Annotated in this window: 25 protein-coding genes and 1 pseudogene; 8 read left to right on the forward strand and 18 right to left on the reverse strand. The window is 71.6% G+C overall.

Annotated elements, in window-relative coordinates; genetic code table 11:
• The first annotated feature begins 155 nt into the window (after nucleotides 1-155).
• Both OG303_RS45545 and OG303_RS45550 read left to right on the forward strand, forming a co-directional pair.
• A complete protein-coding gene (locus tag OG303_RS45545) occupies nucleotides 156-1,031 on the forward strand; it encodes a hypothetical protein (RefSeq protein WP_405875914.1) in 876 nt (291 codons plus the stop codon).
• Between the two features lie 104 nt (nucleotides 1,032-1,135).
• Nucleotides 1,136-1,504 (forward strand): hypothetical protein, encoded by a 369-nt coding sequence (locus OG303_RS45550; protein ID WP_405875915.1) that lies wholly within the window; start codon nucleotides 1,136-1,138, stop codon nucleotides 1,502-1,504.
• Between the two features lie 31 nt (nucleotides 1,505-1,535).
• On the opposite strand, the gene OG303_RS45555 is transcribed toward OG303_RS45550, so the two are convergent.
• Nucleotides 1,536-2,732, reverse strand: a complete 1,197-nt coding sequence (locus tag OG303_RS45555; RefSeq protein ID WP_405875916.1) for a M20 family metallopeptidase — start codon at nucleotides 2,730-2,732, stop codon at nucleotides 1,536-1,538.
• 115 nt (nucleotides 2,733-2,847) lie between these two features.
• Between OG303_RS45555 and OG303_RS45560 the strand changes: the two genes are divergently transcribed.
• Together OG303_RS45560 and OG303_RS45565 are read left to right on the forward strand one after the other, a co-directional pair.
• On the forward strand, nucleotides 2,848-4,863 hold the full coding sequence (locus OG303_RS45560; RefSeq protein ID WP_405875917.1) for an FAD-dependent oxidoreductase: 2,016 nt from the start codon (nucleotides 2,848-2,850) through the stop codon (nucleotides 4,861-4,863).
• Nucleotides 4,864-4,892: 29 nt separating this feature from the next.
• Nucleotides 4,893-5,444 carry a PadR family transcriptional regulator gene (locus OG303_RS45565; RefSeq protein ID WP_405875918.1) on the forward strand — a complete coding sequence of 184 codons (552 nt, stop codon included), beginning with the start codon at nucleotides 4,893-4,895 and terminating at the stop codon, nucleotides 5,442-5,444.
• A 12-nt stretch (nucleotides 5,445-5,456) separates the two neighbouring features.
• On the opposite strand, the gene OG303_RS45570 is transcribed toward OG303_RS45565, so the two are convergent.
• Entirely contained in the window at nucleotides 5,457-6,008 is a 552-nt protein-coding gene (locus tag OG303_RS45570) for a hypothetical protein (protein ID WP_405875919.1), read from the reverse strand.
• 169 nt (nucleotides 6,009-6,177) lie between these two features.
• Nucleotides 6,178-7,176: a fibronectin type III domain-containing protein gene (locus OG303_RS45575; RefSeq protein WP_405875920.1), complete on the reverse strand. Its 999-nt coding sequence runs from the start codon at nucleotides 7,174-7,176 to the stop codon at nucleotides 6,178-6,180.
• Nucleotides 7,177-7,583: 407 nt separating this feature from the next.
• Between OG303_RS45575 and OG303_RS45580 the strand changes: the two genes are divergently transcribed.
• On the forward strand, nucleotides 7,584-8,282 hold the full coding sequence (locus OG303_RS45580) for a glycoside hydrolase family 75 protein (RefSeq protein ID WP_405875921.1): 699 nt from the start codon (nucleotides 7,584-7,586) through the stop codon (nucleotides 8,280-8,282).
• Between the two features lie 15 nt (nucleotides 8,283-8,297).
• Here OG303_RS45580 and OG303_RS45585 read toward each other — a convergent pair whose 3' ends face one another.
• Complete coding sequence (locus tag OG303_RS45585; RefSeq protein WP_405875922.1) at nucleotides 8,298-9,059, reverse strand: SDR family NAD(P)-dependent oxidoreductase; 762 nt, start codon at nucleotides 9,057-9,059, stop codon at nucleotides 8,298-8,300.
• Between the two features lie 152 nt (nucleotides 9,060-9,211).
• Here OG303_RS45585 and OG303_RS45590 point away from each other — a divergent pair, with 152 nt between their 5' ends.
• Nucleotides 9,212-9,850, forward strand: a complete 639-nt coding sequence (locus tag OG303_RS45590; protein ID WP_405875923.1) for a TetR/AcrR family transcriptional regulator — start codon at nucleotides 9,212-9,214, stop codon at nucleotides 9,848-9,850.
• Between the two features lie 9 nt (nucleotides 9,851-9,859).
• Here OG303_RS45590 and OG303_RS45595 read toward each other — a convergent pair whose 3' ends face one another.
• The 10 genes and pseudogenes from OG303_RS45595 to OG303_RS45640 form a co-directional block, all read right to left on the reverse strand.
• Nucleotides 9,860-10,270 carry a PTS-dependent dihydroxyacetone kinase phosphotransferase subunit DhaM gene (locus OG303_RS45595; RefSeq protein ID WP_405875924.1) on the reverse strand — a complete coding sequence of 137 codons (411 nt, stop codon included), beginning with the start codon at nucleotides 10,268-10,270 and terminating at the stop codon, nucleotides 9,860-9,862.
• Entirely contained in the window at nucleotides 10,263-10,874 is a 612-nt protein-coding gene (gene dhaL, locus OG303_RS45600) for a dihydroxyacetone kinase subunit DhaL (protein WP_405875925.1), read from the reverse strand. Before dhaL ends, OG303_RS45595 begins: the two co-directional genes overlap by 8 nt.
• Nucleotides 10,875-10,920: 46 nt before the next feature.
• Nucleotides 10,921-11,913 carry a dihydroxyacetone kinase subunit DhaK gene (dhaK, locus tag OG303_RS45605; RefSeq protein ID WP_405875926.1) on the reverse strand — a complete coding sequence of 331 codons (993 nt, stop codon included), beginning with the start codon at nucleotides 11,911-11,913 and terminating at the stop codon, nucleotides 10,921-10,923.
• Nucleotides 11,914-12,314: 401 nt separating this feature from the next.
• Nucleotides 12,315-12,464, reverse strand: a complete 150-nt coding sequence (locus tag OG303_RS45610; RefSeq protein ID WP_405877911.1) for a hypothetical protein — start codon at nucleotides 12,462-12,464, stop codon at nucleotides 12,315-12,317.
• Nucleotides 12,465-12,702: 238 nt separating this feature from the next.
• Nucleotides 12,703-13,065, reverse strand: a pseudogene (locus tag OG303_RS45615) (sulfatase-like hydrolase/transferase); the annotation flags it as partial.
• Entirely contained in the window at nucleotides 13,005-14,249 is a 1,245-nt protein-coding gene (locus tag OG303_RS45620; RefSeq protein WP_405875927.1) for a DUF2254 family protein, read from the reverse strand. The pseudogene OG303_RS45615 and the gene OG303_RS45620, both read right to left, overlap by 61 nt.
• Nucleotides 14,250-14,290: 41 nt before the next feature.
• The gene (locus OG303_RS45625) at nucleotides 14,291-14,578 is read right to left on the reverse strand and encodes a hypothetical protein (protein WP_405875928.1); all 288 of its coding nucleotides are present in this window, start codon (nucleotides 14,576-14,578) and stop codon (nucleotides 14,291-14,293) included.
• Nucleotides 14,579-14,686: 108 nt separating this feature from the next.
• Nucleotides 14,687-15,133, reverse strand: a complete 447-nt coding sequence (locus OG303_RS45630) for a hypothetical protein (protein ID WP_405875929.1) — start codon at nucleotides 15,131-15,133, stop codon at nucleotides 14,687-14,689.
• Between the two features lie 60 nt (nucleotides 15,134-15,193).
• Nucleotides 15,194-15,631, reverse strand: coding sequence for an SHOCT domain-containing protein (locus OG303_RS45635; RefSeq protein WP_405875930.1), 438 nt, complete (start codon nucleotides 15,629-15,631; stop codon nucleotides 15,194-15,196).
• Between the two features lie 145 nt (nucleotides 15,632-15,776).
• The gene (locus OG303_RS45640) at nucleotides 15,777-16,487 is read right to left on the reverse strand and encodes an HdeD family acid-resistance protein (protein WP_405875931.1); all 711 of its coding nucleotides are present in this window, start codon (nucleotides 16,485-16,487) and stop codon (nucleotides 15,777-15,779) included.
• Nucleotides 16,488-16,755: 268 nt separating this feature from the next.
• Here OG303_RS45640 and OG303_RS45645 point away from each other — a divergent pair, with 268 nt between their 5' ends.
• Entirely contained in the window at nucleotides 16,756-17,058 is a 303-nt protein-coding gene (locus tag OG303_RS45645; RefSeq protein ID WP_405875932.1) for a hypothetical protein, read from the forward strand.
• A gap of 66 nt (nucleotides 17,059-17,124) precedes the next feature.
• Here the strand turns inward: OG303_RS45645 and OG303_RS45650 are convergent, their stop codons facing one another.
• From OG303_RS45650 to OG303_RS45665, 4 genes are all read right to left on the reverse strand, one after another.
• Nucleotides 17,125-17,322, reverse strand: a complete 198-nt coding sequence (locus OG303_RS45650) for a hypothetical protein (RefSeq protein ID WP_405875933.1) — start codon at nucleotides 17,320-17,322, stop codon at nucleotides 17,125-17,127.
• 114 nt (nucleotides 17,323-17,436) lie between these two features.
• Complete coding sequence (locus tag OG303_RS45655) at nucleotides 17,437-20,118, reverse strand: LuxR C-terminal-related transcriptional regulator (RefSeq protein WP_405875934.1); 2,682 nt, start codon at nucleotides 20,116-20,118, stop codon at nucleotides 17,437-17,439.
• A 233-nt stretch (nucleotides 20,119-20,351) separates the two neighbouring features.
• Nucleotides 20,352-20,759, reverse strand: a complete 408-nt coding sequence (locus OG303_RS45660; protein WP_405875935.1) for an STAS domain-containing protein — start codon at nucleotides 20,757-20,759, stop codon at nucleotides 20,352-20,354.
• A 380-nt stretch (nucleotides 20,760-21,139) separates the two neighbouring features.
• Entirely contained in the window at nucleotides 21,140-21,562 is a 423-nt protein-coding gene (locus tag OG303_RS45665; RefSeq protein WP_405875936.1) for a pyridoxamine 5'-phosphate oxidase family protein, read from the reverse strand.
• Nucleotides 21,563-21,844: 282 nt separating this feature from the next.
• Between OG303_RS45665 and OG303_RS45670 the strand changes: the two genes are divergently transcribed.
• Nucleotides 21,845-23,575, forward strand: coding sequence for a GAF domain-containing protein (locus OG303_RS45670; RefSeq protein ID WP_405875937.1), 1,731 nt, complete (start codon nucleotides 21,845-21,847; stop codon nucleotides 23,573-23,575).
• The last annotated feature ends 44 nt before the right edge of the window (nucleotides 23,576-23,619 follow it).

The raw sequence follows: 23,619 nt of genomic DNA on the forward strand, positions 1-23,619 counted from the left end.
CCAGGGCCGTACCCCCCGGAGCCGTGACGACACTACCCGGCACGGAGCGTGGCCGAGCCGAAAGCCTGTGTTAGCGACCTGGTCTGTACATGACCACCTGACCGGGTCAGACTGTCCGCCGAGCACGCCCCACCCCCCCATGGAGGAGTACTCCCATGCCCTTGCGCGCCTGGCAACGTTGTCACGCGGTCCTGACCGCGGCCGTCGTCCTCGCCACCGCCGCCGTCCTGTCGGCCGCCCCGCCCGCCTCGGCCGCCGACACCTGGACCGAAGTGGGCTCCGACCGCGCCGACCCGCTGACCGAGAGCCAGGGTCTGACGTCCGTCGAGGTCCCCGCGGGCAGCCCGAACCACTACACCGGCATCGGCACCATTCCCGCCGGCGTGAGCAGCCGGGGCTGGAACCACGTCGGCGATCCCGACGCTTCCTATGACGGCCACTACATCGAGCCGTACCAGGCCGACTCGGGAAACGCGAAGATGTTCCGCGTCCAGGCACCCGACGGCAGCTGGTCGGAGTACGTCCACACGCTCGGCTCGGGCGAGGCGCTCAACAACTCCTGGGTCGCGATCTCGCCCGACGGCCAGTGGATGCTGTCGGGCGAGTACGGCACCATGAGCCGCTTCCTGGTCTTCCCGACCCCCGGCGTCAACGCGAGCACCTCGCCCTCGGCGAACCTCCCGCAGGCCTCCACCGTCAACCTCGACCACGCCGTACGCGACGTGCAGGGCTGCGACTTCTCCGGCCCGACCACGCTCCTGTGCTCGTCCGACGACCCGGACGGCACGCTCTTCGGCATGACCAAGCCGTTGCTCCAGGTCGACCTGTCCGCCGCACCGAACGGCACCGCGGACGTCTCCGGACACATCACGGCGCTCCGGCAGCTTCCGCTGCGCAGCTCCTGCTCCGGCACCTTCGAGGCGGAGGGCATCGACTACGACCGCCGGTCCGGCACCCTGCGCGTGATCGTCGTGTCGCCGGGCTTCTGCGTGCTGACCGACAGCAAGACGTACCGCTTCACGCGAAGCTGAGCCTCTCGCTGGTCTGGCTCGGACAGTGGTGCTTTTCTGGGGATGTGGCGCGGTTCGCGGGGAACCCGCACGGCCGCGCCACATCCAGGAGAGGAGCGATCACGATGGACCGTGTGCGACCGCACGAGGAGCCCGTATCCCTCGAGATCAGTGGATGCAGCAAGGAGGACGCACGGATCGTCTTCGACACGCTGTGCGCGTGCTTCGAGTCCGACCGCGGCCCGGACGAGGTGCCGCAGCAGCTCCACGAGACCCGTCCGATGGTGTGGCTCGGCACCTTCGAGGTCACCGACGCCCACGAGTGCCCGCGTCCCGGGCGTCTGTCGTCCTCGGTCGAGGTCGACGCGCAGGGCGGCTACTGGGCCATCGAGCGTCTGCGCAGCACTCTGGATCCGCTGTTCACGGTGCGTGATCTCTCCTCGGCTTCGGGCGATCAGGAGCGGGAGCTGCACGTACGTCTCGAACGTCGCTGACGGAGCGCTCCGCCGGGTGTGCCGCGGTGGGTCATCGGTCGCGTGCGGCGCCGTCGTGACTGGTCGCGCCCACGCTCAAGAGGTTGAGCACCGCACGCCGGTACACCGCGTGGACCGCGGGCAGGTCCGCCAGGCGGGCGCGTTCGTCCGTGCCGTGAAGACCCTCGTGGTGGACGCCGAAGCCCGCGGTGGCCGGGATGCCCTCGGCCGCCAGCAGGTTGCCGATGTTCGAGGGGCCCGCGGTCTTCGCGCGCACCGTCAGTCCCTCGTTGGCGGCCGATTCCAGTAGCGCGGCGGCGGGCTGCTCGTCCTCGGCCAGACGGTACGGCGGCCAGGCGGTGACCGGGGTGATCACGGTCGGCCCCGGTCCGGGCAGGGCAGCGTCCAGCCGGGCGACCGCGCCGCGGACCAACCCTTCCGCGGCGCTCGCGTCGAAGCCCGGCGTGGTGCGGATGTCGACGCCCAGCTCGCACCGGTCCGGTACCACCGAGAAGCCCTCGCCGCCATGGCAGAAGGTCACCGTCAGTTTCGGCGGCAAGGGGAACTCGCCCTGGACCCCGGGGAGTTGGGCCTCCTCCAGCAGGCACACGAGCCGCGCCGCCCGCGATACGGCGCCGAGCGTCGTCCGCCTCGATCCTGAGTGACCCGAGTCGGCGTGCACCGCGATCGTGGCCCGCCACAGCCCCCGCCCGCCGATCACCACCTCGTCCGGGCCCGGGTAGCCGATCATCACCCCGGCCGGGCGGACCGCCGCCGGGTCGTTGAGGTAGGCGCGGGCGCCACCGAACCCGCCGGTGTGCTCGTCGACGTCCAACAGCACCGCGAGCCCGCCGTGCAGCTCCTCGGCCCGGGCGTGAAGCTCGGCGGCGATCCGGCAGAACATCGCCGCCGCCAGTTTGGAATCGGCCGCTCCCCGTCCCCGCAGCCATCCGTCCACGACGTCCCCGCAGTCCGGCGGGAACGACCAGGCGCCCTCGTCGCCGTACGGGGCGGTGTCCACGCAGGCGTCCAGCGCCCACCACGGCCCCGGCCGGCCGCCCGCGACCTCCACCAGCAGGGCGACCGGCCGCCCCTGGTCGTCGTAGAGGTGGCGACACGGCAGGTCACGGTCGCCGAGCCAGCCCTCGAGGACGGTGAGGACGGGCCCGTAGTCGTCGATCCCGGCCCGGCTCGGGCGGCGGATCAGCGCCTGGGCGAGTTCGATCACTTCGGCGTCTTCGGGGCTCATGAGGCGTCTGTGCCCCGGGGTGGCCCGAGTCACCCATCCTCGCTTATGCAACTAGTTGCAAAACATGGTCGCGGTCCTCTACAACAGAGGCACACACCGCGCACGGAGGGGCCCGATGAGCCGTTACCCGCATCTGCTGAACCCGCTCGACCTGGGCTTCACCACGCTGCCCAACCGCGTCCTGATGGGCTCCATGCACGTCGGCCTGGAGGAGGCCGAACGCGGCTTCGAGCGCATGGCGGAGTTCTACGCCGCCCGGGCGCGCGGGGGAGTGGGCCTGATCGTCACGGGTGGCATCGCGCCCAACGATGCCGGGCGGCCGTACGAGGGCGGCGCCAAGCTCACCACCGACGCGGAGGCCGAGCAGCACACGGCGATCACGGAGGCCGTGCACCGCGAGGGCGGCCGGATCGCCATGCAGATCCTGCACTTCGGCCGGTACGCCTACCACCAGGACCTCGTCGCCCCGAGCCCCGTCCAGGCCCCGATCAGCCCCTTCCCGCCCCGCGAGCTCTCCGACGCCGACGTCGAGCAGACCATCGACGACTACGCCCGCGCCGCCCGCCTGGCCCGGCAGGCCGGCTACGACGGCGTCGAGATCATGGGCTCCGAGGGCTACCTCATCAACGAGTTCATCGCCGCCCAGACCAACCACCGCACCGACCGCTGGGGCGGCTCGTACGAGAACCGCATGCGCTTCCCGGTCGAGATCGTCCGGCGGGTGCGCGAGGCCGTCGGCGAGGACTTCATCATCATCTACCGGCTGTCGATGCTGGACCTGGTCCCCGGCGGCTCCACGCTCGACGAGGTGATCACGCTCGCCAAGGCCGTCGAGGCCGCCGGAGCGACGATCATCAACACCGGAATCGGCTGGCACGAGGCCCGCATCCCCACCATCGCGACCTCCGTGCCGCGCGGCGCCTACACCTGGGTCACCAAGAAGCTCATGGGCGAGGTGTCGGTCCCGCTCGTCACCACCAACCGCATCAACACACCCGAACTGGCCGAGGAGTTGCTCGCCGAGGGGTACGCGGACATGGTGTCGATGGCCCGTCCGATGCTCGCCGACCCCGACTTCGTCGCCAAGGCCGCGGACGGGAAGCCCGAGGCCATCAACACCTGCATCGGCTGCAACCAGGCCTGCCTAGACCACACCTTCAGCCTGAAGATCACCTCCTGCCTGGTCAATCCGCGGGCCTGCCACGAGACCGAGCTGGTCCTCTCCCCGACCCGGCGGCGCAAGCGCGTCGCGGTGGTCGGCGCGGGACCCGCCGGACTCGCCTGCGCCGTGTCGGCGGCCGAACGCGGCCACGACGTCACCCTCTTCGACGCCGCGAGCGAGGTCGGCGGCCAGCTCAACGTCGCCCGCAAGGTCCCCGGAAAGCAGGAGTTCGACGAGACCCTGCGCTACTTCCGCCACCAGCTCGACGCGCACGGCGTGGACGTACGACTGAACACCTGGGCCTCCGCCGAAGGCCTGGCCGGCTACGACGAGGTCGTCGTCGCCACCGGCGTCACCCCGCGCACCCCCGACATCCCGGGCATCGACCACCCGAGCGTCGTCGGCTACCTCGACGTGCTGCGCGACGGCACGCCCGTCGGCGACCGCGTCGCCATCCTCGGAGCGGGCGGCATCGGCTTCGACGTCGCCGAGTTCCTGACCGACGGCGGCGACAAGGCGAACGAGGACCCCGCGACGTACTTCCGCCAGTGGGGCGTCGACATGGACTACGCGACGGCCGGCGGCCTCGCCGCCCCTGAGCGCCCCGCCCCGCCGCGCACCGTCCACCTGCTGCAGCGCAAGACGACCAAGGTCGGCGCGGGCCTCGGCAAGACCACCGGCTGGATCCACCGCACCGAGCTCAAGCACCGCGGCGTCACCATGGTCCCGGGCGTGAGCTACGACCGCATCGACGATGCCGGGCTGCACGTCACGGTCGGCGAGGAGAGCACGGTCCTGGCCGTCGACACGATCGTGCTGTGCACCGGACAGGAGCCGCGCCGCGGTCTGTACGAGGAGCTGGTCGCGGCCGGCTTCAGCGCGCACCTGATCGGCGGTGCCGACGTGGCCGCCGAGCTGGACGCCAAGCGGGCCATCAAGCAGGGCACGGAGCTGGCGGCGGCCCTCTAGGGGCCCTGCGGCCTTCCTAGGATGACGCCATGTCACTCCCGCACGCGATCCTCACCGCCCTGCTCGAAAAGCCGTCCTCGGGGCTGGAGCTGACCCGCCGGTTCGACAAGTCGATCGGCTACTTCTGGTCGGCGACGCATCAGCAGATCTATCGCGAGCTGGGAAGACTGGAGGCCGAGGGCCACATCCGCGCCCTCCCGTCCGAACAGCCGACCCGTGGGCAGAAGAAGAGCTACGAGGTCCTGCCCGCGGGCCGCGCCGAACTGGCCCGCTGGACCGCCGCGTCCCAGGACCCCAAGCCGCACCGCGATGTGATGCTGCTGCGGTTGCGCGCGGCGGCCGTGGTGGGCACCGACGGTCTCGCGGCCGACCTGCGCCGCCATCTCGAGCTGCACCGGCGGCAGTTGGCGGAGTACCAGGAGATCGAGCAGCGCGACTTCCCGCCCGGCAAGGACGCTCCCCAGGACCGGCTGCGGCACCTCGTGCTGCGGGCGGGTATCGACCTGGAGACCTTCTGGACGCAGTGGCTCACGCACGCCCTGGAGGAGTTCGCCGAACTGCCGGGTTCCGAGACGGCGTGAACTCGGCCACTCTCACAGGCGGTTGGGCTTGGCGCGCCGGCGCAGGTACCAGCCCGTCGCGATCACTCCCGTGCCCACCAGGGCGGCACCCACCCCCAGCGTGACCGGGCCGTAGTCCTTGATGGCACCGCCTAGACCGCCCGCGACGCCGAGCGAGGGCGAGGGCGAGGTCCTGACCGTGGCCGAGATGGTGGGCGTGGAAGCGGCGGCGACCACGACGGACTGGGTGCCCGCGGTGCTGTTGTTGAACGAGCACATGACGATCACGGTGTACGTGCCGGGGCTGACGTTCGACCAGGCCGCCGACTGCAGGGCGGTGGTCCCCGACAGCGACACCTGACGTCCCTGGGCGAAGCTCGCCTGGCTGCTGTTGAGCAGTGACGCGGTACCCCAGCTTCCGCTGCTGCTGGTGCGGGAGCACGTGGTGGTCGTCACCGAGACCGTGGACCCGCTGGTGCTCACGGAGATCCCCTGCGCGGCGGCCGGTGTGGCGGCCAGGGCGAGCGGGAGCGCGGCGGCTGCTGCGGTCAGGGCGGAGCGGAGGAGTGGCTGGGAGTTGCGCATAGGTCTGCCCTCCGACGGCACGGTTGGCGGTACATCTTTTGCGCCGCCGAGGGTCGGGAAACACCCGTGCTGCCTCAAGGGGCAGCCAACGTCCCCGCGGCCCGTCCCGCATGCGGACCGCCACCGGGCAGGTGACGGATTCCTTCGTCCGGCCCATGCCGGAGCGCCGTCACGGCCGGGAGCCGCCGGTCTTTCCGGTCGTCACCGTCCGCTCCGCCGAGTAGCCGCCCCAGGTGCCGTCGGGCAGCCTGGCCCGGATCCGCACGCGGTGGGTCACACCGGCGTCCCGGCCGACGTAGAAGGAGTACGACGCCCGGTCGCGCGGTGCGCTGCCGCCGTAGACCAAAGAGGTGGCCGCCCGACCGTCGAGGCGGACCTGATACTCCGTGATCACGCCGTCGGTGCGCGGCGGGATCCAGTGGAGGTCGAGGTAGTACGCCCCGTCTGCGCGATGGCTCGTCGCGTGGAAGCCGGTGGGCGCCGTGTTCCGCCCGTCGTCGGAGCCCGGGGTGGTGAGGCGGACGGTGCCGCCGGGAGGCGAGACGTTGTCGGCCGCGTCGCGGGCCCGGACGGTGAAGGCGTAGCGGGTGCCCGGCCGCAGCCCCGTGACCACGGTCGCCGTCTGTGCGCCGCCCACACTGTGGATCTTCGAGCTGCCCTGGTAGATGTCGTACGACAGCACGGCCCGGTCGTCCGTCGAGGCGGACCAGGACAGCTCGACGGCCCTGCTGCCGACCGCCCGGCCACGCGCCTTCCCCGGCCGGTTCGGGGCCGTGTCGTCGGCCGCCACGGCCGCCGGAGTCGTCGCCCGTACCTCCCGGCCGGGCGGTCCGAGCCGGCCCTCGGTGTTCCGCGCCCGCACGGTGAAGACGTAACGGGTGGACGGCCTGAGCCTGGTGACATCCACCATGCGCTCCGAACCGGGCACTTCCTTGACCTTCGTGGTGCCGCGATACACCTCGTAGCGGCTGACGCGTGGGTTCGCGGACACCGCGTTCCACATCACGTGCACGCTGGTCGAGCTGCCGGCCGCTGCGGTCACGCCCTCGGGGGCCGCCGGCAGTCGGCCGTCGTCGTCCCCGGTGCCGCTCCCACCGCAGGATCCGACGAGAGCCAGGGCCGCACAGAGCGCGAGGGTTCGGTACACGAGAACGGTGCAGCGACGCACGGCTCTGCCTCCCCGGACGGCACGGTGGCAATGGTCCGGACCAATATGGCGCCGCTGACGTGATCGCATCAAGGGGGCGGCTGTGGGGCGACGGCGTTGGTTGCCGCCCGGACGAGTTACGTATGCTGAAGCTCCTCACGGCTGAACTCTCCTTGAGGGCTGGTGAGTTCATGCCGGTGGCGCGGGCCGCTGTCGTCGCTGTTCCCGCGCCGGACGCGGGTGGCCGGGCGACCGGAGCCGACGCAGGCTCGGGCGCCCGGCCCCTGACGGGGGTTCGGGCACGCGCCACGCCGTGACGCGGCTGGAGACGTTGTACCGTGCGGTCCCTTTACGGTGGTCGCATGATCGCAACGGCACCAAGTTGGGCCGAGTGTCCGTCGGCGTCCCCCAGGAGAGGTCCCCTCATCGTGCGTGTCCAGTCGCTGACCCTGGCCGTGGCCGGTGCCACCCTGCTCGTCGCCCCGGCGATGATGCCCGACGCCGAGTCCCTCGGCCGTGCGGAACCGGTGTCCTGGCGCGAGGGCGACGTCCGTGCCGCCGATCTGCTGGCCAGGGTGCGTGACTGCACCCAGGTCTCCCACGGCCGCTACCGCACCGACGCCGGTAAACCGGCGTCCGTCGCGGTGTGCGGTACCAGGCGCGCCGTCTTCTGGAAGGCGGACATGGACATCGACTGCGACGGTCGGTCCGGGCCTCGCTGCAACCGCCGCGCCGATCCGCAGTTCTCCCGCGCCACCGCCTACCAGCAGTCCGACGGGCGCTACCTGAATGCCGAACGCCTCCCGTACATCGTGGTGCCCGCCGTCGGCCCCCTCTGGAACCACCGCGACGACGGCGTCCGCGGCGGATCGGTCGCCGCCGTCGTCTACCGGGACCGTGTGCAGTACGCGGTGGTGGGCGACATCGGCCCGCGCGACACCATCGGCGAGGCGTCCTATGCCGCCGCGAAGGGCCTCGGCATCCCCTCGGACCCACGCGGCGGCGGCACGTCCTCGGGCGTCACCTACATCGTCTTCAAGAACTCGCAGGTCGAGCCGATCGAGGACCACGCCGCCGCCGTCACGGTCGGGCGGCGGCTGGCGCGTCAGTTCGTGCAGGGCAAGTGAGCCCCTGAGCGGCCGTCAGACGGCCGCCCACCCGTTGTCGACCGGCAGGATCACGCCGTTGACGTTGCTCGCCGCGTCCGAGGCGAGGAACACGATCGCGGCGGCCTGCTCCTCCGGCTCGGACACGCGGCCCACATTGCCGAAGTACGGGCCGAGGGCCGCCGGCCCGTGGGCGCTCCTGTCGATGTCGGGGACCATCCCCGTGGCCGTGCCGCCCGGGGCGATGGCGTTGGCGCGTATGCCTTGGCTCCGGTACATCACCGCGAGGGACTTGGTCAGGCCCACGATCCCGTGCTTCGAGGCCGTGTAGGCGGCGCCCGCGGCGCTGCCCCGGATGCCGGCCTCGGAGGCGGTGTTCACGATCGCGCCCTTCCCCGCCTCCAGCATGTGCGGCAGCACCGCCCGCGTGAGCAGGAAGGGAGCGGTGAGATTGACCCGGATGACCCGCTCCCACTCGGCGTCGCCCACGTCCGCCAGTGCCGACATGCGGTCCATGATCCCGGCGTTGTTCACCAGGACGTCCACGCCGCCGAAGCGCTCCACGGCCGTCCGAGCCACCAGATCGACGACGGCCTGCTCGCTCAGGTCGCCGACGACGGCGACCGCGGTGCCGCCCGCCTGCTCGATCTCCTTGACGACGGCGTCCGCGCCCTCCGCGTTGAGGTCCGCGATCACCACGCGCGCCCCCTCCGCGGCGAAGGCCAGGGCGGCGGCGCGCCCGATGCCCGAGCCCGCTCCGGTGACGATGACACTGCGTCCGTCGAGTCCGCCGGCCATGAGGTGCTCCTGTCCGTTGCGCGAGGGCCCGCGCATGCGCCTGCGAGCCCGAGGTTCGCTCACCCTAAGACTTATTGTCTGTGAGTGACATAAACGTGTGGTGGAGAATTCCGGGAGAGTGATCACCGGAATCACCGGAGCCGGAGGGACACATGACCGCAGCCCGCCCACGCACGGGACGGCCGCCCCTGACCGAGGAGCGCAAGGCCGAGATCCGGCTGGAGATCGCCCGGGCCGCGGTGGACCTGTTCGTCGCCCAGGGCGTCGCGGCGACCACCGGCGAACAGATCGGGCAGGCGGTCGGAGTCTCCGCCCGGACCGTGTGGCGCTACTTCCCGAGCAAGGAGGCATGCGTACGGCCGCTGTTCACGGCGGGCATCGACATGCTCGCCGCCCGGTTGCGGGCATGGCGCCCGGGGCAACCGCTCGAGGAGGTCTTCGCGCCGGACCTCACGACAGATCTCCGTATCGTCGCCGGACCCGACCGGGCCACCGTCGGGGCGCTGGTGCGGCTCACTCGTACCGAGCCGGGCCTGCGTGCGGTCTGGCTCCAGACGTACGACGAGGCGGAGCCGGCGTTCGCCCGCGCCCTGGCCGAGCGGGCCGGACTGTCCGCCGAGGACCTGCGGCCCACGATCCAGGCGGCGATGTTCAACGCGGCCCTGCGCGCGGCGGTCGAGCACTACGCCTGGCACACCGAGGGCACGGAGCCCGACCGCGCGACGGCGGAGGCCGAGCTGATGGAGACCATGCGCTCGGCCCTGACCACCGCCGCCGAAGGGATCGGCTGAGGGGGCTGCTCAGACCTTCCGGTAGGTGTACGCCTCCGCGGCCGCCGCCTCCACCGCCGCGAGGTCGGCGCCCGTCGCCGCCGTGACCACCGCGGCGACCGCCCCCTCCACGAACGGGGCGTCCACCAGCCGTGTGGCGTCGGGGAGTTCGTCGCCCTCGGCGAGCAGCGCCTTCACCGTGAGCACGGCACTGCCGAGGTCGGTGAGCACGGCGACCCCGGCACCCCGGTCCACGGAAGCGGCCGCGGCGGCGATCAGCTCCGAGCTCGTGCCGAGCCCGCCGCCCTCGGTACCGCCCGCCGGGGCCACCCGCACCGAAATGCCGCCGCCCGCCAGCCCCTTGGCCAACTCGGCGACGGAGGAGGCCACTTCGGCGCTGTGCGACACCAGCACTATGCCGACCAGCTTGTCGTCACTCATCGTCGTCCCCGGCCGCTTGTCCCAGTCCCGCGATGAGCAGCGCCGACGAGGTGGCACCGGGATCCTGGTGCCCGATGCTGCGCTCCCCGAGATAGCTGGCCCGGCCCTTGCGCGCCTGCAAGGGCGTCGTCGCGAGGGCGCCCTGCTCGGCGGCGGTCCGGGCCGCGGCGAAACTCCCCTCGTCGAGCGCGTCCACGGCCGGCACCAGCGCGTCGATCATGGTCTTGTCGCCCGGCGCGGCACCTCCGAGCGCCATGACCGCGTCCACCCCGGCCCGCAGCGCCTCGGCGAACTGGGCCTCGCTGACCTCGTCGGCGTCCCCGAGCGCCTTGCCCGTACGGCGCAGCAGGGTGCCGTACAGAGGCCCCGACGCGCCGCCGACCGTCGAGATCAACTGCCGCCCCGCCAGCGTCAGGACCGCACCGGGTGTGCCCGGCGCCTCCTTCTCCAGAATCGCGGCCACGGCCCTGAACCCGCGCTGGAGATTGCTGCCGTGGTCGGCGTCCCCGATGGGCGAGTCGAGGGCGGTGAGCCGTTCCGCCTCGCGGTCCACGGACGCGGCGGTCGCCGTCATCCAACGGCGGAAGAAGTCGGCGTCGAGCACTGAATCTCCTTGCGTGGTAGGTACGTTGACACCTCGGCCCGCCGTCCTACATGCCCCAGCGCAGCCCCGGCGTCTTCACCGGCGCGTCCCACAGCCTCAGCAGCTCCTCGTCGACCTGGCACAGGGTGACCGAGGCGCCCGCCATATCGAGCGAGGTGACGTAGTTGCCGACGAGCGTGCGGGCGACGGCGACACCGCGTGCGGTGAGCACCCGCTGGACCTCGGCGTTGAACCCGTACAGCTCCAGCAGCGGCGTCGCACCCATGCCGTTGACCAGGACGAGCACTGGATTGCGCGGGGGCATGTCCTCCAGGATCGCGTTGACCGCGAAGTCGGCGATCTCGCCCGAGGTCATCATCGACCGACGCTCCCGGCCGGGCTCGCCGTGGATGCCGATGCCCAACTCCAGCTCGCCGGACGGCAGATCGAAGGTGGGGCTGCCCTTGGCCGGGGTGGTCACCGCGCTGAGTGCGACGCCGAAGCTGCGGGAGTTCTCGTTGACCTGCCGGCCGACCGCCTCCACCCGCTCCAGCGACTGACCCTCGTCCGCCGCCGCGCCCGCGATCTTCTCCACGAACAGCGTGGCCCCGGTGCCCCGGCGCCCGGCCGTGTAGAGGCTGTCGGTCACCGCCACGTCGTCGTTGACGAGCACCTTGGCGACCTGGATGCCCTCGTCCTCGGCGAGCTCGGCCGCCATGTCGAAGTTCAGCACGTCACCCGTGTAGTTCTTGACGATGAACAGCACACCCGCCCCGCTGTTCACCGCCGCCGCGGCGCGCGTCATCTGATCGGGAACCGGCGACGTGAACACCTCGCCCGGGCAGGCCGCCGACAGCATCCCCGGACCCACGAATCCGCCGTGCAGCGGCTCGTGCCCCGAGCCACCCCCGGAGATCAGGGCGACCTTCCCGGCCACGGGGGCGTCGCGCCGTACGATCACCCGGTTCTCCACGTCGACGGTCAGTTCGGGATGGGCGGCCGCCATGCCCCGCAGGGCGTCCGCGACCACGGTTTCCGGGACATTGATCAACATCTTCATGGATTCCTCCTGGTGGACGGAGTACCTCTCGGCAGTATCGACCGTGCGGGAGCGAAGGTCACCTGGGCGACGCCTGGGGATCCAGGTCGTTGCGCACACAACTACGCCCCGGACGGTGAACCGGGGCTGTCGCCGACGACGATGCCCCTGGTCACCGGGGTCACCGGGGTCACCGGGGTCGCCGTGATCGTCGCCGCCGCACCCGCTGCCGCTGGGTCAGCGACCGGATGCCGCCGCGGAGGCCGCGGGCAGGTCGGTGTCGCCGTGCCAGGCGTCGCGCCGGGGCGAACGTTGCCTGTGGCGGCACTAGCAACGCGTGGTAGCGGGCGAGGAGCTCGCGGTGGGCGGGATCGGCGGCGAGGTTGCGCATGTCCGCCGGGTCCTGGCGCGGTCGTAGAGCACTACGTCGTTCTCGGCGAGCAGTTCCTCGGTGGTTGCCGGGCGGCTCGGGCGACCATGGCGTGGGCGAGGCCGAAGGGGAGCCGGACCTGTGGGGAGCCGCCGTAGTCGAAGCTCATGGTGTCGTGCGGGTTCACGAAGTTGACGGCCATGAGCCACGGCTGATCTTCGGCCGCGACCGGAGCCCGGTCGCGCAGCCGGCGCACCGGCTGTCCGGCGATGACGGGGTCGAGTTCGAGGCCGGCCCAGGCGCCGCCGTCGATGTCGCTCCAGTCGTTGAACTCGCTGAAGCCGTACGGCTCCAGGGCGTCGGTGTGGGGGTGACGTGGGTGCTCGGGGGTGACGTAGGCGTTGGAGAGGTGTCACTTGCCCTGGTAGGTGCAAGTAGTAGCCGGCCGAGCGGAGCATCGTGCCAATGGCGCCGAGCCGCGGGTCGAGCGGGCGGATGCAGGGCATGTTGTCGTTGTCGTAGACCTCGGTGAGGCGCAGGTGCTGCCCGGTGTAGATCACCGACCGGGAGGAGCTGCACATGGCCGAGGGCGCGTAGTGGTTCCGGAAGGTCGTGCCGCGCTCGGCGAGGCGCTCGCGTGCCGGAGGGTGTAAACGTCGGGGCCTGGTGCCGCTGCCGCCGCGCGCGGCGCCGCGACCGTCTTGAGCCGTCCGGGTGACGCGGTCCCTGAGCGGTGGCCACGTCACGGCATGGGGTCGCGAACGAACGGGGGATGGCGTTCGGCCAGTTGCTGCTCGACCCATTGCAGCCGGGCGGACACCGGGCTCCGGCGGTCTGGCGACGCGGTCGCCAGCAACCCGTTGAGCAGGTCGCGGGCCCGCAGCAGCACCATCGGGCTGTTGGACGCCGCGCGGCAGAGGTCATCGAGGCAGATGCGGAGGAACTGGGTCCAGCTCGGCAGGCACAGCACCACCCGGACGGTGCCGTGCTCGTCGGGCACCGAGGCCGCGTCGAGCTGCGCGGTGGCCAGCCGGCTCAGCATGCCGTCCATGGTGTCGAGTACCTCGACCGCTGTCGCGGGGTCGTTGACTGCGGGCGACAGCGCGCGCAACCCGATGTCGGCCAGCAGACGGAAGGAGTGCAGCGGGTCCTGGTGCGCCGTGGGCTCGTGGCCCGTGACGAAGGCGGACGTCACCTGCTCGGAACCCAGCTCCCCGCCGCGGATGTCCGCCACCGGATCGCCTCGCTGGAGGGTGGCTCCGATCCGGACGCGCAGCACCACGGTGACATCGGCCCGGCCGGCGGCGGCGACGAGCCGACGGAGGTCGACCTGCTCAAGGGCGACGGTCTGCTTCGGCCATACGACGGTGGAGCGCACCGCGGGCAGCACGGTTCGGGCCGACCGCGTCCCCGAGTCCCCGGGGTGGTCGGTGGGCGGATAGAACATGTCCAGTACCCCTCGCGCCTGCTCGGCCGTCGTGGCGAGCACGTGTGCCAGCAGGATCGAGCGCAGGGCCTTGAACTGGACGTTGCGCATCAGGCCCAGCGCGATCACGGTCGCGGCAAGCGCGGTGGCCGGGACGGCGACCGACACCTTGGGGCGCGAGCCGATGGCCAGCGTCGTCGTCACGGTGAAGGTCAGCAGCCCGACCGCGAAGGCGAACAGCCGCCAGACCGCGGGGTCCGTACGCAACAAGGACAACCGGGGGCTGAAGGTGCTCGCGGCCCACTGCACGACCAGGAACAGCAGCGAGAAGATGAGCGTGGTGACGCCGAGGATGGACACACCGATCGCCGCGCACACCTCGATGGTTCGCGCGGAGGAGACCTGCAGGCCCGAGTCGATGCGGGGCAGCGCCCACCCGAGCCCCACGCCCACCGCGATCCCCAGCAGCTGCGCGAGCCCGGACCGCAGCCGGCGCCGGGGCCGGACGACGCGCTCGGCCGCCTGACGAGGTCCGAACGGACCGACGGGCGGGGCGTCCACGGTCAGCTCCCTTCGTGCGAGGCCTCATGCGCGGGAGGCGTTCACCCGCAGATCCCGGGCCCGGGTGCCGGTCGCGGCGCGGGTGGCCCGGATGAGTCCGGCGGCTGCTGCCCGAGTCCGGCGGATCCCGCGAGTCCGGGACCGGGTGCGAGGAACTCACGCACGCCGAACAGAGCCAGGATCGCCAGGGCGAACCAGAACACCACCAGGTCCGTCAGGTGGTCCCAGAACACGAACACGATCGAGACGGCCAGGAACTCCCCTCGTAGTGGAGCAGACGCACCGGGACGGGCCGGCCCTGCGGCCGACCCGTCGGTCCCTTGCTCCACCAGCAAATACGGCTGCTCGAACGACGACGAGCGGGAGTAACCCAAGCGGGTGCCATCAGGTCGACAAGGCCGACCGGACGCCCCTTGCCCCTTCCGGCGCGCTCGCCCTCACAGATCCTGCGGCGGGCGCTCGAACGGGTCGTCGGACAGGTCACGCCGGGCAACGCACAGGGCCCAGATGATGAACCCCGAGAACGCGATCATCACGACGGACCAGACCGGGTAGTAGGGCAGGGAGAGGAAGTTGGCGATGACGATGAGTCCGGCGATGGCCACGCCGGAGACGCGTGCCCATGTCGCGGCCTGGAACAGTCCCAGGCTGACGATCACGGCGACCGCGCCCAGGATCAGGTGGATCCAGCCCCACCCGGTGAGGTCGAACTGGAAGACGTAGTTGCGCGTGCTGACGAAGACGTCGTCCTCGGCGATCGCCATGATGCCCCGGAAGATGTCGAGCATCCCGGCGAGCAGAAGCATGACGGCCCCGAAGGCCATCAGGCCGCCGGCCCATGCATGCTTCGTGTCGTGCGCGTGCGATGTGTGCGTGGCGGTCATGCTGCGCCTCGTTTCGTGTCGTCCGGCGTGTTCAGCGACCGGAGGTGGAGGGACGGAACTTCAGTGCTTCGCCGGACCGTGACCGGTCAGGACCAGTTCCTTCGCCCTGCTGTACTCCTCGTCGGTGATGTCGCCGCGGGCCCGGATCTCGGACAGCTTGGCGAGCTCGTCCACGCTGCTCTGGCTGCCGGTGCCGCCCGCGGTCTCACGGACGTAGGAGTCGAACGCATCCTGCTGAGCACGAGCCTGCGCCACCTCGCGGTGACCCATGTTCCTGCCGCGGGCGACGACGTAGACGAACACGCCCAGGAAGGGCAGGACGATGGCGAACACCAGCCAGCCGGCCTTGCCCCAGCCGCCCAGTGAGTCGTCGCGGAAGATGTCGACGACGACCCGGAAGAGCAGGACGAACCACATGATCCACAGGAAGAAGACCAGCATCGTCCAGAAGGCGCTCAGCAGCGGATAGTCGTATGCGAGATATACCTGCGTGCTCATGTTGCTCCTCCGTCCCGGGCGCTCGCCCGGCAGCCGTTCTGTGCCGTTTTCACCGTGCACACGGCAAGGCCCGAACGGCTTCACCCACCGCGGGTGATCGTGCGGGCCGCGCGGCGGGGTCCGGTGGCGGGTGTCGCGGCCTGGCTCACGGAGCCGTCCCGGTCCCGTCGGGCGTCCCGGTGGCGGGCGGTGCGACTCCGGAGGACGAAGGCGGCGGCGACTGTGCTTCGGCGGTGCGGTGCAGCGCGGCCCTCCACGCGAAGGCGACCGCCGCCTCGGCCAGACCGAGCAGGACGAGCCACAGGCCGAGCAGCCGGGTCAGCGCACGGGCGGACTCGGTCGGCAGGGCCAGCACCACGATCCCCGCGACGATGGCGAGGACGGCACCGCCCAGCACGACGCCGCGGTGCGGCAGGTCCTTGACGGCGAGGGCCGTGTAGAGGGTGAGGATGCCGGACACCAGCCAGACGACGCCGACGACCAGCGAGAGCGCGGCGATGGTCTGCAACGGGTTGCGCAGGCACAGCACCCCGGCCAGGACGTACAGCACGGCCAGGAGCAGCCCGGGGACTCGTTCGGTGTGTCCCTGCCGGGCGAAGACGGCCACGAACCGGAACGCCCCGATGAGCAGCAGATACAGGCCGATGAGGACGGCCAGGACGTGCAGGGTCTCGTCCGGCCACACCAGGACCAGGATGCCCGGCACGAGCGTGGCGACCGCCGAGCCCAGGATCCAGGTCCAGGAGCGGCCCAGTCTGCCCAGCACGTCCGCGGGGTCGCCCATGGGATCCGGGACCCCTGCGGCGGGAACCTGTTCCGGTCCGGTATGCGGTTCCGGACCACGGGGCTCGGTCATGGCTCCTCCTCGCGCGATCGAGCGGGTCGCTTCCGGACCGCCGACGGTGCGGTGCGTGGGGACCCCACCCGGCCAGCGTCCCGTGCGGCGCCGGCCGCCGGGTCACCCGCAACGGGTGATCCGTCTCCACCGCCGTGGCGGTGGGGTGGGAACGGAGCCGTTCACCGGCTTGCCGCGCAAGGACGACGTACGAGAGGGCTGGTCAAGAGACGACCGGTCACGGGACGACGGCACCGACGGCTGCGTGGACGGACCAGGAGGTCGGGCCATGACCGAACCGAACACCTTCACTGCCTCGATGCCGGCGACCGACCGAGCGGAGTACGGAAGGAAAGCACGCGCGCGGATGTCGCGGTCGGCGCATGCCCTGTTCGAGGCGGGGGAGGTGCGACCCGACCCGATCGACGTGATCGAACGTCAATCCACCACCCGGGTACCTGAGTTGGTGCCCATCCGCTACGGCCGCGCACTCACCGGGTTCGCCCAGTCCTACGCCGAGCAGAATGAGCGGGACTTCGAGGCTCTGACAGCAGCCTCCCGCTCGGGAAGGATCACCGCGGAGCGCCTTTGAGCCGCCCGGTCGGTCCGGGATTCCCGGTCGGGGAGTACCCGACCGGGAATCCCGGACCGAATTCGCTCACTCCGGCAGCTGCCGCATCTCGACGACGTGCAGGCCGAACGACTGGCAGCGCGCCAGCAACCCGTACAGCTGCGCCTCGTCGAGGACCGGGCCGAACAGGACGGTCTGACCCGCCATCAGCACGTGGTCCAGCTCGGGGAAGGCCTTGGCCAGCGTCTCCGACATGTGTCCGTCGACGCGGATCTCATAGCGCATGAGCTGTTCTCCCGTGGGCGGAGTGAGGACCGGCGTACCGCGCCCTTCTCTGCGATCGTCCGCCTCGGCGCCCCGCCGAGCCTCACCCGGTACAGGTGATCCGTTGCCGCGCGATCACAGCAGCCGCAGCTCGCGCGCGCGGCGCACGGCGTCGTTGCGCCGGTTCACCGCCAGCTTCCGGTAGACGCTCTTGAGGTGGGTCTTCACCGTGTTCACCGACACGAACAGGTCGGCGGCGATCTCCTGCGTCGACATCGGCTGAGCCAGCCGCTGCAACACGTCGCGCTCGCGTTCGCTCAGCGTCTCCACCACGAGGGGTGAGGGCAGTGCCCTGGTCCGGGCCGCCTCACGCCGACGCGGGGGAGCGGGCGTGAGCCACCCCGTGGTCAGCTGCCGAAGCGGCGGCGTGACCAGGAGAGGCCGTATCCAGGAGCCGGCTTCGAGGAACGGCAGCAGCAGCCGCTCGCGTCGTGCGTCCAGGAGCGCATGTGCTACGAGCCTGCGGGCAGCGGTGGAGTCTCCTGCCTGCTCTGCGGCCTGAGCCCTGACCAGCGCGGCCCGGACGCCCACCGCCGGTCCGGCACGCCCGTCGGCCTGGATGCCGTCGAGCAGATCGATCGCGGCGCCGGGCCGGCCGGTGGCGAGATGGATGCGCGCGGCCTCCACAGCGCAGGCGGGCTGGTCGTCGGGCACGTCTCGCAGTACCTCGACGGCCGTCTCGGGGTGGCCCTCTGCCAGGTGGGCGGCCGAGGTGACCAGCGCCTCGTGGCACTGCGCCCATGGTGACGCCACGGCGGCGGAGACGGCCGGATTCGCCGCCTCCACGGCGGCTTCCGCGTCGCCCTGAGCCAGCAGGAGACGCGCCGTGGTGATGGCCTGTACGGCAGCCGAAACCGGATCCTGCGCCGCCGCGTGGAGTTCGGCCACCTCGTCGAGAAGGGCATGGGCCCGGCCCAGTTCGTTGCGGTCGACGGCCACGGCAGCCAGGACCAGCCGCTCGATGCCGGAGCCGGACGGCTGGGGCAGACTGTGCTGCTCCGTTTCGGTCAGTACCGCTGTGGCCTTGTGCTCGGCGCTGCCGAGCCAGCCGGTCAGGTAGTCGATCAACGCCAGATGCCCCATGGACTCCTCGCGGGGAAGCACGGTGGAGGCTCCGCCGGGAGAGACGGTCGCCGCAGCCAGTGCCGCGCGCGCGTCCTCGAACTGCCCGGCCCACAGACGTGTGGAGCCCAGATGGGTCAGCAGCAGGGCGGTGAGCTCGGGATGCTTGTCCAGGAGGTGCGCGGGAACCTCCCGCTGCAGTTCCCTGGCGGCCTCGGCGACCCTTTCCGCCTGCCCGGGAGAACCGGTCAGCCGAGCAGCCAGCGCCTCCAGCAACGTGCAGCTCAGCTGCGCCGCCACCGGCGCGGGCACGACCCCGGCCAGACTCTCCTCGGCATGGTGGAGGTGGACCAGGCCGTGGTCGAGATCCCACTCGGACAGGTCACGGGCCGCCCGGACGACGTCCGTCGCTGGGCTCCGCGCCTCGGGTCCCATGGAGGAGAACACGCGAGCCAGGTCGTCGGAGCGCAGGCCGGTGAAGAGCTCCCCGATCGCCAGGTCGTCGACGAGGGCGTCCGCGGCGAACTCCCAGTCGCCCGCGGCGGCGCCGTGCACGAGTGCCTCCGGGAGGGATCCGGAACGCCGCAGCCACTGCGCGGCCCGCCGGTGGAGTTCGGGCTCCAGACCGGGCAGGCGCACCCGCAGATGCGCCCGAAGGATCTCCCCGAAAAGCGGGTGGAGCCGGTACCACGAGTGCCCGAGGTCCTCGACGAACGCGTTCGTGCGGTGCAGCTCGGCCAGAATGGGATCGGCGTCGTTCCGGCAGGTCAGCGCGTTGACCAGGGCGGGGCAGAAGCGCTCCAGGACGCTGACGCGCAGCAGCAGGTCCTGGGTCTGGTCCGGCTGCCGCTTGAGCACCTCGGCCAGCAGGAAGTCCGCGACGGTGCTCCGGTCCGCCTCGAACTCCTTCAGATACGTCTCCGGGTCCGCGCTCTGCCGGGCTGCCAGTGCGCACAGGCGCAGGCCGGCGGCCCAGCCCTGGGTGCGGTCCACGAGGGTGCGTGCGGCCTCGACGGGGAGGCACAGACCGTGCAGCTCCAGCAGCGCGACGGCCTCCCCGGGGCTGAAGGCGAGCTCCGCGTTGCGGATCTCGGTCAGCTCACCGGCCGCCCGGTACCGGTGCAACGGCAGCATCGGCTCGGTTCGGGTGACGAGGATCAGGCGCATCCCTCGTCCGGCGTGATGCAGCACGAACTCCAGCTGCTCGGCGACCTCCGGAGCGGTCTCCCGGTCGTACTCGTCGAGTACGACGGTCGTGGTCCGGTCGCGGCCGTTCAGTTCGGCGGCGAGCGCCGTCAGCAGCCCGCGGTTGACCCGGGTCGCGTCCGCCGGACAGCCGACCTCGTCGGGAACCGGCACTCCGGAGGCACGCAGGGCGTTCAGCAGATACGCCCAGAACACGCCGGGCCGGGTGTCCTCCGACTCGATGGTGAGCCAGGCGACCGGCTCTTCCAGCCCTGCGGCCCAGTCGGCGACCAGCAGCGTCTTGCCTGCGCCGGCGGCTCCGTTGACCAGCGTCAACGGAGTCCCGAGAGCCTGGTCGAGGTGCCGGACCAGTCGTTTCCGCCGCAGGAACGTGGGAGGCCTCAGCGGCAGTGCGAACCGGGTGTGCAGAATCGGGTCTCCCAGCGGATCCAGGCTCGCGACAGCCGGCCCCGCGGTGTTCTCGTCGATCGCGCCCACTGCTCTCACCACCGCCGTATGTCACACCATCTGCAGCGCTCCCCTCGCCCGGCATCCCAGTCTTCCTGGGCATTCGCGCTGCACATAGGGCCAATGGTCCCTTCACCCGGGGCCGTACGCTCCCTGGCGCGGAGATCGCGCCGCAGGCCGAGGCGCCACCACGCGGGGCCTCCAGCGCCGAACGCCAAGCCGGTCACAGCGAGGGGAGGACGCGGCCCCGAGGTGCGGAGCACGGCCCGTCCCGGTCAGCCCGCCGTGGCGGAGGCGGAGTCGTGGTGCACGGAGTCGTGGTGCCGGGCGCCGAAGAGGACCGCGGGCAGTTCCTGGTGCATCTCGAAGACGCCGGCCAGGCCGGTGGGTCGCAGGATGCGCAGGAGACGGCTGGTGTCCGCGACCAGGCGCAGCCTGCCCTGCCGGGCCATGACCCGGTTCCTCACCCGGCACAGCAGCCGAAGCGCGCTGCAGTCGAGGAAGGCCACGGGACGCAGATCCACCACCAGGTCGGGGGAGCGACCGGCGGTCAGGGCGTCGAGGCGCGCCGAGAGCTGCGGCGTCGTGAGAATGTCGATGTCGCCGCGCATCTCCACCACGGTCGTGCCGCCGACGACACGTTCCGTGTGGCAGGGCGCGGTCCTGTTGTGGTTTTCGGCCATATACAGAGCAAAGCCGGGGGCCAGGCTCGTGGGTAGGGCCGGTCGGCCCTGTGTCGACGGGTTACGGGACCGGGTGGCCCACGCGATCGCGGACTGTGCGTTGTGGGTCGCTCTGCGGTCCCGGTTCCGGGACGAGTGGACAGGTTCGGCGGTCGACTCCGGGGCCTTGCAGGTGCTGTTCCAGGAGCAGTTGGCCGAGGGAAACGGCCGGACCGAGGCGACCGGGGGCCGTGCGGGGCGTCCCGTCCACGCTGCGCCACGCCACGGACTCGGGCGCCCTCGACGCCATCGGCCGGGGTGTCGGCGGTTCTGTGGCGCCCGCGGTACCGGCCCATGCCCGGCCCGACAGCGGCCGCACCGTGCGCATACCGCTTTGCCGCTCAGGCCGGGCCGCGCGCGCTCCCGATCTCCCGCCCGGTGACCATCTCCGACTCGATCCTCACGAAGACGCCGTCCAGTACGACCATCCAGGACCGCGGGCCGGTCCGTGACAGCCGGTTGTGCTCGACGGGATCGGTCACCACGCAGGCCCGGCCGGTGACGACGACACTCCAGCCGGACCGGCCCTCCGTGTCGAACTCGTCCGCCTCGAAGGCGACCACGACACCGTCGATGGCGCGGGTGAGGTCCGAGCCGGCCGAGGTACGCAGCAGCACGGAGCCGTCCAGGTCCAGGACGAAGTTGACCGGGAGTACGGCGGGCAGCGCCTGCCGGGTGAAGACGACACGCCCGACCGGAACCTTGGCCAGGAGGCGCATGCACTCCTGCCGGTCCAGTGAGCGGAAGCCGTCGTTGTGGAGCATCCCTCCATCCTCCACTTGAGCAGCACGCGGCTGTTAGGGCCGGTCGGCCCTCTTAAGACCGGCCTGTGGCCCCGAATCTTCCTGGCACCGCACCACCGTGGGCCGAACGGAAGACGGCATGCGCCGGTCGTCGAAGAGGGTCCGTGCCACCGCTCGTGACGGGCTCGCCGTACCGCACCCGCCCCGCCCTACGCCGTGCCGCCCGATGCCCCGGACCGCTAGCGTGGCAGAGCACCGACATCGTCGGGCGATCGGGAGCGAGCGGGACCGGGAGGATGACCGGTGGGAAGCCCTGATGAGGAATCACGGGACGCCCGCCTGCGGCTGCCGCAGCTGAGGCTGGACGAGCTGCTCGAGCAGTTGCAGGCCCGCCTGGACGCGGCCCGAAGCACGCGTGACCGGGTGCACAGCCTCCTGGAGGCTGTGCTCTCGGTCGGCCGGGAACTCGATCTCGAACAGGCCCTGCACAGCATCGTGGAGGCCGCGGCGGTGCTCGTCGACGCCGAGTACGCCGCCCTCGGTGTGATCGGCCCCGACGGCAGGCGGCTGTCGGCCTTCCACACGGTCGGGGTCAGCGACGAGGAGATCGACAGGATCGGCCCGTTCCCCGAGGGCCACGGCATCCTCGGCGAACTCATCCGCCACCCCGAACCGCTGCGGCTGGCGAAGATCTCCCAGCACCCCGCGTCGTACGGCTTCCCGGTCCACCACCCGCCGATGAACACCTTCCTGGGGGTGCCCATCCGGGTACGCGACCAGGTCTTCGGCAACCTGTACCTCACCGAGAAGCGCGGTGGGGCGGACTTCGACGAGGAGGACGAGTCGGTCCTGTCGACCCTGGCCGTGGCGGCCGGTGTCGCGATCGACAACGCCCGCCTGTACGAGGACTCGCGGCTGCGCGAGCGCTGGCTGCAGGCGAACGCGGAGATCACCCACAGCCTGATGTCCGGAAGTGCGCGCACCGAGGTCCTCGGCCTGATCGCGGAGCGGGCCGGCGAGATCACCGGATCGGCCCTGGCGGCGGTCGCGCTGCCCATGGAGGACACCGGTTCACTCGCCGTGGAGATCGCCGTCGGGTTGGACGCCGAGGCGCACCGGGGGCTCGTGCTGCCCATGGACCGGAGCCTGATGGGGCTGGCCTTCTCCGGCGCCACCCCGGTCACCAGCGCGGACGTCGCCCACGACGAACGGATCTCCCTGGAGCCGCCGCGGTTCGGGGGACTGGGCCCAGCCGTCGCCGTGCCCATCGGCACGGGCGACCCGGGTGCCCGAGGCGTGGTCCTGCTGGCGCGGAGGGCCGGCCGGCCCGCGTTCTCGGCGACCGAGACCGAGACCCTGCAGGCCTTCGCCGCGCAGGCCGCCGTCGCGATGGAACTGGCCGAACGCCGCCAGGACGCCGCGGAGATCGCGGTGCTCAAGGACCGCGACCGGATCGCCCGCGACCTGCACGACCTGGCGATCCAGCGGTTGTTCGCCACCGGTATGACGCTGCAGAGCGCGGGCCGCTTCATCGAGCACGAGGAGGCCGCCGACCGGGTGGTGCGGGCGGTCGACGACCTGGACGAGACCATCAAGATCATCAGGACCACGATCTTCGGCCTGCGTGCGCGCGAGGGCGCCGCTGGAACCGGACTGCGGGCGCGTGTGGTGCGGGTGGTCGGCGAGGCGGCGCCGGTACTGGGCTTCGCGCCCAGCGTGCGGATGGAAGGCCTGCTGGACACGGACGTGCCACGGGAGTTCGCCGACCACGTCGTCGCCGTGCTCTCGGAGGCCCTGACCAACATCGCCCGGCACGCCGGGGCCTACCGCGCCGACGTCGTCCTGCAGACGGACGGGCGCGAAGTCCGGCTGAAGATCTCCGACGACGGCGTGGGCATCCCGCCCGACGGCCGCCGCAGCGGCCTGCGGAACATGGCCGAACGGGCCGAGCAGCTGGGCGGAGCGCTGGAGTTCGGCAGCGCGTCCTCGGGCGGTGCCGCACTGGACTGGCACGTACCGCTGCCCCGGGACTAGGGACCCGCGGGGTCGGCCTGCGGCGGTGGAACGGAACCGCGGCC

It is taken from the genome of Streptomyces sp. NBC_00005 (assembly GCF_045160215.1).
Classification (GTDB): Bacteria; Actinomycetota; Actinomycetes; order Streptomycetales; family Streptomycetaceae; genus Streptomyces.

Bases quoted from the DNA above. Each gene is read 5' to 3' on its own strand.
- OG303_RS45545 (WP_405875914.1), top strand. From the start codon at position 156: ATGCCCTTGCGCGCCTGGCAACGTTGTCACGCGGTCCTGACCGCGGCC.
- OG303_RS45550 (WP_405875915.1), top strand. From the start codon at position 1,136: ATGGACCGTGTGCGACCGCACGAGGAGCCCGTATCCCTCGAGATCAGT.
- OG303_RS45555 (WP_405875916.1), bottom strand. From the start codon at position 2,732: ATGAGCCCCGAAGACGCCGAAGTGATCGAACTCGCCCAGGCGCTGATC.
- OG303_RS45560 (WP_405875917.1), top strand. From the start codon at position 2,848: ATGAGCCGTTACCCGCATCTGCTGAACCCGCTCGACCTGGGCTTCACC.
- OG303_RS45565 (WP_405875918.1), top strand. From the start codon at position 4,893: ATGTCACTCCCGCACGCGATCCTCACCGCCCTGCTCGAAAAGCCGTCC.
- OG303_RS45570 (WP_405875919.1), bottom strand. From the start codon at position 6,008: ATGCGCAACTCCCAGCCACTCCTCCGCTCCGCCCTGACCGCAGCAGCC.
- OG303_RS45585 (WP_405875922.1), bottom strand. From the start codon at position 9,059: ATGGCCGGCGGACTCGACGGACGCAGTGTCATCGTCACCGGAGCGGGC.
- OG303_RS45590 (WP_405875923.1), top strand. From the start codon at position 9,212: ATGACCGCAGCCCGCCCACGCACGGGACGGCCGCCCCTGACCGAGGAG.
- OG303_RS45595 (WP_405875924.1), bottom strand. From the start codon at position 10,270: ATGAGTGACGACAAGCTGGTCGGCATAGTGCTGGTGTCGCACAGCGCC.
- dhaK (WP_405875926.1), bottom strand. From the start codon at position 11,913: ATGAAGATGTTGATCAATGTCCCGGAAACCGTGGTCGCGGACGCCCTG.
- OG303_RS45610 (WP_405877911.1), bottom strand. From the start codon at position 12,464: ATGGCCGTCAACTTCGTGAACCCGCACGACACCATGAGCTTCGACTAC.
- OG303_RS45630 (WP_405875929.1), bottom strand. From the start codon at position 15,133: ATGACCGCCACGCACACATCGCACGCGCACGACACGAAGCATGCATGG.
- OG303_RS45635 (WP_405875930.1), bottom strand. From the start codon at position 15,631: ATGAGCACGCAGGTATATCTCGCATACGACTATCCGCTGCTGAGCGCC.
- OG303_RS45640 (WP_405875931.1), bottom strand. From the start codon at position 16,487: ATGACCGAGCCCCGTGGTCCGGAACCGCATACCGGACCGGAACAGGTT.
- OG303_RS45645 (WP_405875932.1), top strand. From the start codon at position 16,756: ATGACCGAACCGAACACCTTCACTGCCTCGATGCCGGCGACCGACCGA.
- OG303_RS45650 (WP_405875933.1), bottom strand. From the start codon at position 17,322: ATGCGCTATGAGATCCGCGTCGACGGACACATGTCGGAGACGCTGGCC.
- OG303_RS45660 (WP_405875935.1), bottom strand. From the start codon at position 20,759: ATGGCCGAAAACCACAACAGGACCGCGCCCTGCCACACGGAACGTGTC.
- OG303_RS45665 (WP_405875936.1), bottom strand. From the start codon at position 21,562: ATGCTCCACAACGACGGCTTCCGCTCACTGGACCGGCAGGAGTGCATG.